The organism is Amycolatopsis sp. NPDC104775 (assembly GCF_055583325.1).
This window is the reverse complement of sequence record NZ_JBVJOE010000005.1, coordinates 388,393-401,455: the sequence shown is the minus strand read 5'-3', so window position 1 is coordinate 401,455 and position 13,063 is coordinate 388,393. Positions and strand designations below refer to the sequence as shown.

At 72.6% G+C, this 13,063-nt stretch carries 11 protein-coding genes and 2 pseudogenes; 8 read left to right on the top strand and 5 right to left on the bottom strand.

Features of this window, described 5'->3' with window-relative positions; all coding sequences use genetic code 11:
* The first annotated feature begins 91 nt into the window (after positions 1-91).
* The 4 genes and pseudogenes from ACZ63D_RS24520 to ACZ63D_RS24505 all read left to right on the top strand — a co-directional run.
* Positions 92-1,099 carry an Acg family FMN-binding oxidoreductase gene (locus ACZ63D_RS24520; protein WP_465356670.1) on the top strand — a complete coding sequence of 336 codons (1,008 nt, stop codon included), beginning with the start codon at positions 92-94 and terminating at the stop codon, positions 1,097-1,099.
* 17 nt (positions 1,100-1,116) lie between these two features.
* A complete protein-coding gene (locus ACZ63D_RS24515; protein ID WP_465356669.1) occupies positions 1,117-1,350 on the top strand; it encodes an SHOCT domain-containing protein in 234 nt (77 codons plus the stop codon).
* A gap of 14 nt (positions 1,351-1,364) precedes the next feature.
* Positions 1,365-2,075: an AMIN-like domain-containing (lipo)protein gene (locus ACZ63D_RS24510; RefSeq protein ID WP_465356668.1), complete on the top strand. Its 711-nt coding sequence runs from the start codon at positions 1,365-1,367 to the stop codon at positions 2,073-2,075.
* A 16-nt stretch (positions 2,076-2,091) separates the two neighbouring features.
* A pseudogene (locus tag ACZ63D_RS24505) lies at positions 2,092-3,371 on the top strand (wax ester/triacylglycerol synthase family O-acyltransferase); the annotation flags it as partial.
* A gap of 20 nt (positions 3,372-3,391) precedes the next feature.
* Here the strand turns inward: ACZ63D_RS24505 and ACZ63D_RS24500 are convergent.
* Together ACZ63D_RS24500 and ACZ63D_RS24495 are read right to left on the bottom strand one after the other, a co-directional pair.
* Complete coding sequence (locus tag ACZ63D_RS24500; protein ID WP_465356667.1) at positions 3,392-4,912, bottom strand: WS/DGAT domain-containing protein; 1,521 nt, start codon at positions 4,910-4,912, stop codon at positions 3,392-3,394.
* A gap of 2 nt (positions 4,913-4,914) precedes the next feature.
* Positions 4,915-5,562 (bottom strand): annotated as a pseudogene (locus tag ACZ63D_RS24495) (DUF4389 domain-containing protein); the annotation flags it as partial.
* A 152-nt stretch (positions 5,563-5,714) separates the two neighbouring features.
* Between ACZ63D_RS24495 and ACZ63D_RS24490 the strand changes: the two are divergent.
* Positions 5,715-6,338 (top strand): hypothetical protein, encoded by a 624-nt coding sequence (locus tag ACZ63D_RS24490; RefSeq protein ID WP_465356666.1) that lies wholly within the window; start codon positions 5,715-5,717, stop codon positions 6,336-6,338.
* A 6-nt stretch (positions 6,339-6,344) separates the two neighbouring features.
* On the opposite strand, the gene ACZ63D_RS24485 is transcribed toward ACZ63D_RS24490, so the two are convergent.
* Genes ACZ63D_RS24485 through ACZ63D_RS24475 form a run of 3 tightly spaced genes read right to left on the bottom strand, consistent with a single transcriptional unit; the run spans position 6,345 to position 9,984 of the window.
* Positions 6,345-8,120 (bottom strand): AMP-dependent synthetase/ligase, encoded by a 1,776-nt coding sequence (locus ACZ63D_RS24485; protein ID WP_465356665.1) that lies wholly within the window; start codon positions 8,118-8,120, stop codon positions 6,345-6,347.
* A complete protein-coding gene (locus ACZ63D_RS24480; RefSeq protein WP_465356664.1) occupies positions 8,117-8,632 on the bottom strand; it encodes a flavodoxin family protein in 516 nt (171 codons plus the stop codon). Before ACZ63D_RS24480 ends, ACZ63D_RS24485 begins: the two co-directional genes overlap by 4 nt.
* A gap of 14 nt (positions 8,633-8,646) precedes the next feature.
* A complete protein-coding gene (locus tag ACZ63D_RS24475; RefSeq protein ID WP_465356663.1) occupies positions 8,647-9,984 on the bottom strand; it encodes a nicotinate phosphoribosyltransferase in 1,338 nt (445 codons plus the stop codon).
* Positions 9,985-10,190: 206 nt separating this feature from the next.
* Here ACZ63D_RS24475 and ACZ63D_RS24470 point away from each other — a divergent pair, with 206 nt between their 5' ends.
* Genes ACZ63D_RS24470 through ACZ63D_RS24460 form a run of 3 tightly spaced genes read left to right on the top strand, consistent with a single transcriptional unit; the run spans position 10,191 to position 13,044 of the window.
* Positions 10,191-11,609, top strand: coding sequence for a glycosyltransferase (locus ACZ63D_RS24470; RefSeq protein ID WP_465356662.1), 1,419 nt, complete (start codon positions 10,191-10,193; stop codon positions 11,607-11,609).
* Positions 11,606-12,535: a galactose-1-phosphate uridylyltransferase gene (locus tag ACZ63D_RS24465; RefSeq protein WP_465356661.1), complete on the top strand. Its 930-nt coding sequence runs from the start codon at positions 11,606-11,608 to the stop codon at positions 12,533-12,535. Before ACZ63D_RS24470 ends, ACZ63D_RS24465 begins: the two co-directional genes overlap by 4 nt.
* A 29-nt stretch (positions 12,536-12,564) precedes the next feature.
* Positions 12,565-13,044: a universal stress protein gene (locus ACZ63D_RS24460; protein WP_465356660.1), complete on the top strand. Its 480-nt coding sequence runs from the start codon at positions 12,565-12,567 to the stop codon at positions 13,042-13,044.
* Positions 13,045-13,063: the final 19 nt, after the last annotated feature.

The following is a 13,063-nucleotide window of genomic DNA, read 5'->3' as shown; positions in this document are numbered from 1 at the left end:
CCTGCTCCCGGGGAATTCCGGCCCTGCCCCGGCTCCCGTCGCGACTGCCACTGTCGACGCATCACCGGACGAGACGACAAGGCAGGTCGCCATGGAACGCGGACTCCCCGACGACTACACCGTCACCACAGCGGTCGGGATGGCCGTCCGTGCGCCGTCGGTGCACAACTCCCAGCCGTGGCGGTTCGCGGTCGGGCACCGGTCCCTGCACCTCTACGCCGATCCGTCGCGGCAGCTCACCCAGACCGATCCGGACGGGCGCGACCTGATGATCAGCTGCGGCGCCGCGCTGCACCACGCGCGCATCGCCTTCGCCGCGCTCGGCTGGCGAGCCGAGGTGCGCCGGCTGCCCAACCCCGCGGAGCCGGACCACCTGGCGTCCATCGAACTTCAGCGCCACGAGCCGACTCTCGACGAGGTCGCGCTCGCGGCCGCGATTCCCCGCCGCCGCACCGACCGCCGCCGGCACAGTTCCTGGCGCGTGCCGCGCGGACATCTCGAAGCCATCGCCGAAACCGTCGCGGACGAAGGCGTCGTGCTGCGCGTCGCCGAAGACGCCGAGCGCTACTACCTGGCCACGGCGGTCGAGGAAGCGTCGCTGCGGCACCGCCACGATCCCGCCTACCGGATCGAACTCGCCGCTTGGAGCGGACGGCACGTTTCCCCGGACGGCGTCCCCTCCCGCAACACTCCCCTGCCCGATCTGACGCCCGGCGCGCTGCCCGGCCGTCAGTTCGCGGATCCGGACCTGACCGAAGCCGCTGGAGCGGCCGGGGAGGACGACGAAACGGTGCTGCTCGTGCTGAGCACCGCCTCCGACGACCGGATGTCCCGGCTGCGCGCCGGGGAAGCGACAAGCGCCGCGCTGCTGACCGCGACCCGCTTCGGGCTCGCCAGCTGCCCGCTGACCGAGCCGCTCGAACTGCCCGACGTGCGCCGCACCGTCGAGCAGAAAGTCACTTCGGGCGCTTTCCCGCAGATGGTCCTGCGCGTCGGGTGGGCTCCGGCGAACGCGGACCCGCTGCCCGCGACCCCGCGCCGCGAGATCGACGACGTCCTGCAGCCGCTCGAAGCCGCCGACATCCGGCAGCGTCGCTGAGCCGAGGAGAACAGACGATGATGTACTGGCACTACGGAACCGCCGCCGAATGGGTTGGCCCAGTCGTGCTGAGCATCGTGGCTGTCGCGCTGCTCGCCGCGATCGGCGTGGTCACCGCGCTTCTTCTGCGCCGCTCGGGCGGAATCACTCCGGAGGGCGACCCGGCCACCGCCATCCTGCGGCAGCGCTTCGCCCGCGGCGAGATCGACCAGGACGAGTACGACCGCCGCCGCGAAGCGCTCCGGCATTGACCGGGAGGACCGCGATGCGCCGAACTGCCAGCGCGATCGTCGCCGCGGCCGGGTTTCTGGTCCTGTCCGCGTGCAGCCAGCCCGGCGACAGCGGCGCGCCCGCGCCGAGTGCTTCTCCCGTGCCCTCGACGACCACCAGCGCGCTTCCGACGTCCACGACGCCGGTGAGCCCGCCCGCCACCACCGTGGCACCGCCCAGCTCGACCGCTCCGCCGCGCACCGGCGCTCCCCCGGTCTCGCCGAGCTGTCCGTCGGCTGCCTGGGGCACCGGGGCCAAGGAAGCCGCCGGTTCGAGCACCGACGCGCTCTACCTCGTCCGCGTCGGCAAGCACGACTGCTTCGACCGAGTCGTGTTCACCATCAACGGAACGACCAAGGCCGGGTACTCCGTGCGGTACGTCCCGCTCGTCACCGCCGATCCCTCCGGCCGACCGCTGCCCGTGCCGGGCGGCGCGGTGCTGCAGGTCGTCATCCGGGCCCCGGAACAAGGCGCGGACGCCAGCGGGCACCAGCCGGGCCGCGTCCTCGCCGCCACCGGCGACTACCTCTTCCCGTCCGCGCAGCTCGCGAGCTGGCCGTCGTTGCGGGCAGTACGGTTCGCCGGGTTCTTCGAGGGCCAGTGCACCTTCGCCGTCGGCACCCGGGCGAAGCTGCCGTTCCGCGTCCTCTCGCTGCCCGACCCGGTGAACCACGTCGAGCGCATCGCCCTCGATCTCGCCCACTGACCCGAAGGAGGCCGCCGTGGAGCGGCTGAGCCCACTCGACGCGGCGTTCCTCGCGATCGAGGACGAAGATCCGCACGCCTCGCTGGCGATCGCTTCGGTCGCGATCGCCAGCGGACCGGCGCCGAGCCAGGAGGAATTCGCCGCCGCGGTGACCGCCGGGCTGGCGCGGGTTCCCCGATACCGGCAGAAAGTCCGGCGGGTTCCGTTCGATCTCGGCGCACCGGTCTGGGTCGACGACGATTCCTTCGACCTGACAGCACACCTCCGGCGGCTTTCCGTTCCGGCGCCGCACGACGAAGCCGCCCTGAGCGAGCTCGTCGCGCTCCTCATGGCGGAACGGCTGGAACGCGACCGTCCGCTGTGGCAGTTCTGGATTCTCGAAGGGCTGCCGGAAGGACGCTGGGCCCTGCTGTCCAAAGTGCACCATTGCCTCGCCGACGGGATTTCCGCGGCCGGGATGCAGTACCTGCTGTTCGCCGGGACCGCGCCGCCCGCACCCGCCGCCGCGCAACCCGATCCGGGCACCCTGCGGCTGCTGAAGTCGTCGCTCGGCGATCTCGTGACTGGGCCGTTCACCCAGCTCGGTGCGATCGCCAGCAGTCTGTGGCATCCGCGTGCTCTCGCGCAGCGCGTCACCGACGTCGCACACGGTCTCGCCACCCTGGCCGAGGCGTTGATGCCGGTCGCGCCGTCGTCGCTCGGCGGTCCGATCAGCGGCCCGCGCGGGTACGCGGTCGCCTCAGTGCCGCTCGCGGACGTGGCCACAGTGGCCGCCGCATACGAGGTCACCGTCAACGACGTCCTGCTCGCCGCAGTCACCGGCGGTTTCCGGGAAATCCTCGTGCGCCGCGGCGAAGAACCCGCGCCCGACAGCGTGCGGACCTTGGTCCCGGTCACGGTTCGGCTGGACGGCGCCGGGACCGGCAACGAGGTTTCCCTGTTGCTGCCGCTGCTGCCGGTGGATCTTCCCGATCCCGCGCAGCGGCTGGTCCGGGTGCACCGCCGCCTCCGCGCCTGCAAAAACGGCAAGGAGGCCAGTGCGGGCAAATTCGTCATCGCCGCGGCCGCGCGCGGACCGTTCGCCCCTGCCGCGTGGGCGCTTCGGGCCGCGCTGCGGCTTCCCCAGCACAACATCGTCACTGTGACCACCAACGTTCCCGGCCCGCCGAACCGCTCACCGTGGCGGGCCGGGAAGTGCTGGCGCTCTATCCGTATGTCCCGATCGCCCTCCGCCTGCGGACGGGCGTCGCGATGCTGACCTACCGCGACCGGGTCTTCGTCGGGGTGACTGCCGACGCCGGGCTCGTGGCGGACGCTCAACCGCTGGCCGACTCCGTGGTCTCGGGCGTCGCCGCGCTCAAAGCCTCGGCGACTTCTTCCTCCAGCGCCGAAACAAGAGCATTCGGCTCCGGCAGCAACCGCCGATCGGTGCCGAACCCGAACCGCACCTGACCGGCGTAGCTGAACACGCAGACCGTGATCGCCTGCCTGCCCGAGCAGGGCGCCCAGCCCACGATTCCCTCCACTCGCGCCCCCGCCAGCGTCCGCGGTTCGCGGGGGCCGGGCACGTTCGTCAGCACGCCGACCGCTTTCGCCGACACGAGATCGCCCAGCCGTCCGGCGAGCGGGCCGGGTGCGCGGGCGACGAGGTGCTGCAGCCCGTAATTCACCACCGGCTCGTAGGAATCCCGGATCCGCGCGACGCGGCGGTGGGTCTCGGCGAGCCGCTCGGCGAACGTGCGCAGTCCTCGCGGCAGCCGCGCGAACACGAGCGAGAAGTGGTTGCCCAGCCGGTCGGGCAGTTCCGCGTCGAACGCGGTGAGGCTGACCGGGACGAGCCACGGCAGGTCGGTGCGCACGCTGGCCTCCCCGTGCCGGTCCAGGTACCGGTCGAACGCTCCGGCGACCAGGGCGGTGCACACGTCGTTCACGGTCGTTCCGGTGGCGTGGCCGAGGCTCACCAGCGCGGCCAGCGGAACCGGGTCTCCCCAGGCCGCGGTCTTCTCCGTGCCCGGCTGCCCGGTCCACTCCGGCCGCGCGTCCCGGGCGAGCATCAGCCCGGCCAGTCCGGTCGCGCTGTGCCGGATCGAGGTCACCGCCGTCGCGGCCCGGTCGAGTGCCTCCCGGGGACCGCCGCTCGTCGCCGCGGCGGCGAAACCCGTTGTCGCGGCTGCGATTCCGGCTGCCGCCGTCGCTGCGTACACCGGCACTGCGAAGAGGCTCTCCGCCACCGGACCCGCCTTCGCCACCCCGCGCTGAACCGCCGCGCCCAAGTCGTCGAGCGAGCGCACGACCGACGCTCCGGCACGCGCGACCGGGCGCGTGCCCGGCGGACGGTGCGGAGCCGCGCCTCCGACCCGGGCGGGCGGCAAGCCGTCTCCGGACTCCGGGTCGAGCAGACTGAACAGCACCTGGGTCAAGCGGATCCCGTCGGCCATCGCATGGTGCGTGCAGACCACCACCGCGCTGCCCGGGCCGTATCCGTGCAGCAGGTCGATCGTCCACAAGGGATGACGCGGATCGAGCGCGCCGCTCCGCCGGGCCGCCACGAACTCCTGCAGCCGCGCCCGCGTTCCCGGGCTCGGCAGCGCGGAGACCCGCAGGTGCCGGTCCAGGTCGAAGTCCGGGTCGGTTTCCCAGCGCCCGCCCGCCGGACGCCGCAGGTAGACCGGATAGCGGGCGAGCAGCCGGTCGGCGACGACCGACCGGAGCCGGTCCGGGTCGACCGGCGTGACCGTCCACAGCACCGAGATGACGGTCATCCGGTTCTCCGGCCGGTCCAGCCGCAGCCACAGCGCGTCCTGCGCCGCGATCCGCGGCGCGGGCAGGCCGGTCACGACTCCCGCCCGCCCTGGTCGAGGCGGAACGGCGGGTACTCGTCGGTGAGCAGCGAGACGTAGGCCGCGACCCGCAGCGCCCAGCGGTCCAGGCCGAGCACGAAATCGAACACCGGACGCGGGTACGCACCGGTGCACAGCAGCACGACCGCGGCGATGAGCACCAGCACGGCGATCAGCCCGCCGCCCCAGCCGCCCGACGACTGCGACGGCGACCAGCCGCCGCCCGCGAACACCGCGACGACGATCAGGTGCGGCAGCGCCAGCAGCCACCACTTGACGAGCACGAGCCCGCGGGAAAGCTTTTCCGGATAAGCGATTTCGAGCCGAGCCGGATAGTCCGGGACGTCGGCGAGGGTGAACGGCGGATAGCGGTCGGTGCCCAGCGCGGCGTACCCGTAGTAGTGCACCCGCCAGCTCCAGCGCAGCACTCCGACGGTGAACGCGAACAGCGGGCGCGGATAGCGGCCAGTCATCAGGATCGCGAAAAACGCGCCGAGCCACACCAGCGGGAACACGAGCCACAGCAGCGCCAGCACGAGCAAATGCGGGATCAGCAGCAGCCATTTGACCAGCCACAGCCAACGCGAGAGCGATTCGTCCAGATCTGCCTCGACCCGGACCGGTGCGGTCGCCGCTTCGATGCTCATCAGCCAAGATTCGCCGGGCTCCCGGTCCCCGGCCAGAGCAGGAAGTCCCCCGGCCCGGTGACGAAATCGGTTCCGGGACGCCCCTTGCCGCTCTGGCGGCGCACCGGCTCGCGGGCCGACGCTGAACTTCCCACCGTTGCCAGGGAGGTCCCATGAGTGCCCAGGAAACCCGCGAGCTGCTCGGCGACCGGTACCTTCCGAAGCCGCATTTCTCGCTCGTCCGGCACACGATCGTCGACGCGCCGGTCGAACACGCCTACGCCGCGGCTCGCGCGCTCGACCTCACCGAAGTCCACAGTGGACTCGCCACGCTCGCGGCCCGGCTTCGCCAGCTTCCCGCCTGGTGGCGTGGGCGACGGCACGGCCCGCCCCGCCGCCCGACCCGGCTGACGGTCGACGACCTCTCCGCGAGCACTGAATGGACGCTGCTCGGCGAGCATCCCGGCAGCGAGTTCGCGCTCGGCGTGGCCGGGAAGTTCTGGCGGCCGGTGATCGCCTGGCGACGGGTCGAGCCGGACGAGTTCGCCGAATTTTCCGAGCCAGGCTGGGGAAAACTCGTCCTCACCGTCAGCGTGCGGCCCTACGGCGCGCACCGGAGCCTGCTGACGCTCGACACCCGCGTGCTGCTGACCGACCCGCCGAGCTGGCTCAAGTTCCGCCGGTACTGGCGGGTGGCGTCGCCGTTCGCGCAGGTGGTCCACGCCGGCCTGCTGCGCACGATCGCCCAGGACGCCCGCCAGCGCGCCCTCGACGCCTACCGGCGCGAGGACGGCTGACTTCGGTCACCGCCGGGCGGCGTAGAGCGCGGCCACGTCGTCCGCGTACTTCTCCAGCACCCGCGAGCGGCGGACTTTCAGCGTCGGAGTCAGTTCGTCGCCGACCGAGAACTCGGCGGGGAGCACGCGGAAACGCTTGATCGCCTCCGCGTGCGACACCGCCGAGTTCACCTCGTCGACCGCTTCCTGGAGCACAGCGCGCAGATCCGCGTCGTCCCGCAGTTCGGCGACAGTCGCTCCGGCCGGTTTCGCCCGGTCGGACTTCCACGCGGCGAACGCCGCGGTGTCGAGGGCCAGCAGCGCGCCGACGAACGGCTTCCGGTCCCCGGTCACCACGCACTGGTCGATCAGCCAGTGCGCGCGCAGCGTGTCCTCGAACCAGGCTACCGCGACATTCTTGCCGTTCGCGGTGACGAGCAGGTCCTTCTTGCGGCCGGACACGGTGAGAAAGCCGTCGCGGACCGAACCGAGGTCTCCGGTGCGGAACCACCCGTCGGCGTCGAAGGCCTCGGAGGTCGCCGCCGCGTCCTGCCAGTACCCGGCGAACACCACCGGCCCGCGCACCAGGATCTCGCCGTCGGCTCCGATCCGCACCTCGGCCGTCGGGAGCGGCCGTCCGACCGTCCCGATCCGTTGCGCGCCGGGAAGGTTGAGGCTCACCCCGGCGGTGGTTTCGGTGAGCCCGTACCCCTCGAGGATCCGGATCCTCGCACCGCGAAGAAAATGCGCCAGCCGCGGCGCGAGCGGTGCGCCGCCGCTCACCGCGTACTCCACCCGCCCGCCGAGGGCTGCCCGCAGCCGCCGGTAGACGAGCAGGTCGAACAGGAGCCGGCGCGCCGACAGCAGCGGCCCCGGCCGTTCCGCCTCGCTCCAGGCCACCGCGGTCCGCTCAGCCGCCCGGAAAACGCGGCCGGCGATTCCGTGACCGGCTTCCCGTTCGGCGGTGTCGTGGAGCTTTTCGAAGATCCGGGGCACGGCGGCGACGGCAGTCGGGCGGAACGAGCGCAGCGCCGCGGGCAGACGCGTCAAGTCGCCGAGGTGCCCGATGCGGGCGCCCGCGCGCACGGCGGCGAGCTGGACGACCCTGGTCAGCACATGCGCCAGCGGCAGGAACAGCAGCACCGAACTGTCCGGGGTCAGCACCGCTTCGCTGATCCCGGGCGCGGCGAGCGTGCCGCGCGTCTCGGCGAGCAGATTCCGATGGGTGAGCACACAGCCTTTGGGCCTGCCGGTGGTACCCGAGGTGTACACGATCGTCGCCGGGTCGGCCGCCGTCCTGGTCTCCCGCCGGACGGACAGCACGGCGGGATCGACGCACGCGCCGCCGGCGCGAAGAGCCGCCAAACCCTGGCGGTCCATCCGCCAGACGTGCCGCACTCCGGCACCGGTCACCGCTTGCGCGCATTTCTCGTCGCCGACGAAGACGGCCATCGCGCCGGAATCCCGCAGAATCCAGGCGGCCTGGACGGCCGACGCGGTGTCGTAGATCGGCACGGAGACCGCGCCCGCCGTCCAGATCGCGTAATCGCACAGGGTCCACTCGTAGCTCGTCGCGGACATCAGCGCGACGCGAGCGCCCGGCCGCACCCCCGCCGCGACGAGCCCGCGAGCCAGCGCCCGAACGTCCTCGGAGAACTCGCCCGCCGGCACGTCTTTCCAGCCGGAGCCGCTCTCGCGGGAGAAGAGGGTGCGGGCCGGTTCCCGCGCCGTCAGCTCGGCCAGGTCGTCGATGATCAGCGCCCCGTCCGGGATCGCCAGGCTGTCCCCGGGTTTCGCGTTCACTTCCGGCTCTGCCGGTCGCGCGACCGCAGCCCGGCGCCCCACGCGCGGGCCCGCTCGGCCTCTCCGGCGGCCAGCGCTGTCTCGTCGCCGTGCACTTCGACGAAAAAGCTCTCCTCCGGAGCCAGCGGCGGATGCCCGAGGTCGCGCAGCAGTTTCCCGGCGGTGCGGGCAGCCGAACCGGTCAGCCAGCGAGGTTTGCCGAGCCGGGTGTCGAACACCGCGGTGTCCATCGCCGGAGGCAGGACGCCGAACTCGCCGAGCCATTCGCGAATCCCGGGTTCGCGGGTGCGGACCCCTTCCGGCCGCTGCCCGGCCGCCGCCTTGCGCGTCGCCCGGCGGCTGAGCCCGTGCGCGTGCGTCGGAGCCCCGATCACCAGCAGGTCGTAGCCGTCGAGATTCCGCGGGGCCCCGTCCACCGGGTACAGGGCCTCGGTGTCCAGCCCGGCGGCGACCGCCCTGGCGACTTCCTCGGTGTTGCCGAACATCGATTCGTACACGACGATCGCGTGCATCGCGTTCTCCTTCCTCATCGCAGCAGTGCGGGCTGGCGGCTGGCGGCTGTGCGGGCAGCGACCTCGTCCGCCAGACGGGACAGCGCGGCCGAACGCCGGACCCCGACCGGGCGCGGGCCGCGAAGCCGGCGCGCCGACGGCGGGAGCCAGGCGAGATCGCGCGCGAGCCGGTCCCGGGCGGCGGCGAGATCCCAGCGGTCGGCCCGAAGGCCGCGCAGCATGACCGGAACCAGCAGCGCTTCGCCGCCGCGAACCGGCTCCGCGGCCAGCGCGAGCACGTCCGGCCCGCCGTCCGGAGACCGGTACACCTGCTTCGCGCCGGGCAGAGTGCGTTTCCCCGCCGAAAGTTTCACCACCGGACGGCCGTCGTACTCGACCAGCTTGTACGCGGTGTCCAGCGCCGGCGCATCGGCCGAGACGCCCACCGCGGTTCCGATGCCGTACGCGTCGATCGGCGCTCGGGCAGCGGTCAGCCGCGCCATCTCGTACTCGTCCAGCCCGCCGCTCGCCATGATCCGCGCCCGCGAAAGCCCCGCGTCGTCGAGCATCCGGCGGGCAGTCCGCGACAGCTCCAGAAGATCGCCCGAGTCCAGCCGGACGCCGACGCTCTCGGGCGGCAGGCCCAATTCGCCCGCGACCTCGATCGCGTGCGCGATCCCGCGCACCGGGTCGACGGTGTCGACGAGAAAGACCGGCGAGGCCGGGAAATCCTCCGCGAACGCGCGAAACGCGTCGACTTCGCGGGGGAACGCCTGCACGTAGGAATGCGCCATCGTCCCGGCCGCGCGCAAGCCGTGCCGGAAAGCGCCTTCGACATTGCTGGTGGTGCTGAATCCCGCGAGAGCGGTCAGTCTCGCCGCCGCGAGCGCCGCCGCGGCCCCGTGCGTGCGCCGGGCGGAGAAATCGATCAGTTCCGCGTCCGGTGCGGCCAGCCGGCACCGAGCCGCCTTCGTCGCGATGGCGGTGGCGAACGTCGTCGTGTTCAGCAGCACGGTCTCCACGAGCTGCGCCTCCGGCAGCGGCGCGGTGACCTCCAGCAGCGGCTCGCCCGCGAACACCACGCGCCCCTCCGGCACCGCGCGCACGTCCCCAGTGAACCTCAGCAGGGACAGCGCTTCGACGTCGGCGGCGGGCAAGCCTGCACTCTCGCGCAAGTACCCGAGTTCCTCGGGCTCGAACCGGAAGCCGCGCAGCGCGTCGAGCGCCTCGTCGAGCCCGGCCGCGACCAGGAAACCGCGCCCGGGCGGCAGATTCCGCACGAAGAGGCTGAAAGTCGCGCGGCCGGTCATCCCCCGCCGCAGGCAGCTGACCGCCATCCTGATCTCGTAAAGGTCCGTGCGCAGCGCGTTCATCGCGATCCCACCCTTTCCGGCCGGCCCCCGTCCAGCTTGCGGCCGGGAGAGCCGGACGCGAGAGAGCCGCAAGTCCCTCGCCGAGCCGTCGACAGTCCCCGGTTCCGCCCGGCCCGCCCTCCGGCCCGTGCCCTGGGGTCTTTGGCCCCTTCCCCGCCCGGCCCCGATCGCGTTGGCTGAGCGGGATCCGACGAGAGGCGCCTGACATGCAGACCGTGGACGTCGGCGAGCTGGCGGTATCGGCCTACCGCACGGTCGCCCCGGACTGGATCCTCGACGCGCTCGGCACGGTCGCCGGACGGCTGCGCGGGGCCAGGGTGCTCCATCTCAGCGCGACCCCGTACGGCGGCGGGGTTTCGGAGCTGCTCCGGTCGGTGATCCCGCTGTACCGGGACCTGGGCGTGCACGCCGGCTGGAAGATCATCAGCGGCGAGCCCGCGTTCTTCGCGGCCACCAAGAAGCTGCACAACGCGCTGCAGGGCGCGCCCGCTCCGCTCACGCCCGCCGAGCGCGCCGTCTACGAGGAGACCGCCCGGCGCAACGCGGCCGACCTCGCCGAGGACGGATTGCGCGACTGGGACTTCGTGTTCGTGCACGATCCCCAGCCCGCCGCCGTGCTGGCCTTCGCGGGCAAAGGGAAGGCGAAATGGGTGTGGCGCTGCCACATCGACACCTCCCAGCCCCAGCCGGAGGCGTGGGACTACGTGGCGAAGTTCGTCGACGGCTACGACGCGACCGTGTTCACCCTCGCCGCGTTCGTCCCCCGCTCGATGTCCGCCGAGCGGGCCGACATCATCCCGCCCGCCATCGACCCGCTCAGCCCGAAAAACCTGTCGCTGGACGACCGCACCGCGCACGCCGTGCTCAACTGGATCGGCATCGACCCGGCCCGGCCGCTGATCACCCAGGTCTCGCGGTTCGACCCGTGGAAGGACCCGCTCGGCGTGCTCGAGGCCTACCGGCTGGTGCGCGACGAGGTCCCCGGGCTCCAGCTCGCGCTCGTCGGGTCGATGGCGCTGGACGACCCGGAGGCCTGGGACGTCTACCGCGCCATCAGCGACGCGAGCCGGGCCGATCCGGAGGTGCACGTCTTCACCAATCTCACCGGCGTGGGCAACGTCGAGGTCAACGCCTTCCAGCGGACCTCGAAGGCGATGGTGCAGAAGTCGATCCGCGAAGGTTTCGGCCTCGTGGTGTCCGAGGCGCTGTGGAAGAACACGCCGGTGGTCGCGGGCCGCGCGGGCGGCATCCCGCTCCAGGTCGCCGACGGCTGCGGCGGCGTCCTCGTCGATTCCGCGGAGGACTGCGCCCGGGAACTCTCGGCGCTGCTCGCCGACCACGCCCGCGCGGCGGCCCTCGGCGCCTCCGGGCACCAGCGCGTCCGCAGGCATTTCCTGATCCCGAGGCTCGTGCTCGACGAGCTGACCCTGCTCGACGGCCTGGCGCACGGCGATCCGCCCGGCTCGCTCATGACCCGCCACGGCGCCAGGGACCCCGTGTGCGGCCTGTCGCTCGTGCCCGGCGACGCGTCGTTCACCGCGACCCGCGACGGCGCGCGGCACCGCTTCTGCTCGGCCGGATGCCGGGACGATTTCCTCGCGGCGGCAACGAAAGGACGATCATGACCACCCGTCGGTGGCACGGCGGCCAGCTCCGCTGGAACAGCGAATCGCAGGCCTGGACGATCCTGGCGCCCGGCAGGCGGGACCGGCCGCACGTGAGCGGCCGCGAGGGCTGCCCGTTCTGCCCGGGCCCCGGGGAGGACACCCCGCCGGAGACGTGGCGGCTGCCCGACGGCGACGGCTGGCTCGTCCGCAGCGTGCCGAACCGGTACGCGCTGTCCGACCGGCACGAAATCGTCATCGAATCACCTCGGCACGACTGGGATCTTTCGACCGCGACCGTCGCCGAAGCGGCCGCCGTGCTGTCCGCGTGGCAGTCCCGGCACCGCGAACTCCGCTCCGGAGCCGCGCAGATCGCGGTGTTCCGCAACCACGGTTCCGCGGCCGGGATTTCCCTTTCCCATCCGCATTCCCAGGTCGCCGGTCTGCCGGTGCTGTCCGAACCGGCCCGCCGCAACCTCGAGGTCACCCGCGAATACCACGCCAAAACCGGGCGCAGCCTCGCCGAGGACATGCTCACCGTCGAGTTGAGCACCGGGAGCCGGATCGTCTGCGCCGACGACGAGATCGTAGCCCTCAGCCCGTTCGCCGGCACCGCGAGCTACGAGGTGTGGTTCGTGCCGCGGACCCCCGCCGCGGATTTCGCGGCCGCCCCGCGCCCGACCGTCGAGGCGCTCGCCCGGGCCTTGCGCGCGGTGCTGGCCGCGCTGCGCGCCGAACTCTCCGACCCCGCTTACAACCTCGTCGTCCACACCGCCCCCACCGGGTACGAGGACGCCCCGTTCGCCGCGTGGTCGGTGCGGCTGGTTCCGCGGCTCGAGATCGCCGCGGGCCTCGAACTCGCCACCGGCATCCCGGTCGTCACCGTGGCACCGGAGACGGCGGCGGCCAGGCTGCGCGCCCGGGTCGCGCCCAGCCTGGTGTCCTGAACCGGCCCGGCGACGAAGGAGGAACGGCAATGAACGCACCACGGTTCGTCGTGGTCGGGGTGGACGGCTCCGCCGCGAGCGTCGGAGCATTGATCTGGGCCGCCGCGGCCGCCGCGGCGAGCGGGGCGGAACTGCACGTCGTCGCCGCCTGGCTGCACGACCCGCTGCTGGACGACCTTTCGATCGGGCGGAACTTCGACGAGGCCAGCGCCGCGCATCTGGCCGAACTGGAGAGTTTCGTCGCGGAAACCGTCAAGAACCCGCCAGCGACAGTGCGGTGTGCGGCACCGGAGGGCGACGCCGCGAGCATGCTGATCGACCGTGCCCGCAACGCGGCCCTGCTCGTTGTCGGCAGCCACGGCAAAGGCATGGTCCGCCAGGCTCTCACCGGGTCGGTGAGCAGCGCGTGCCTGCGCCGCGCGTCCTGTCCGGTCGCCGTCGTGCCGCCTCGCGCACTGACCCCGGAAAGCTCGCTCGGGCGGAAGGTCTCGGACCTCACCGGAGGCTGAACCGCGGTCCGCGGGGACG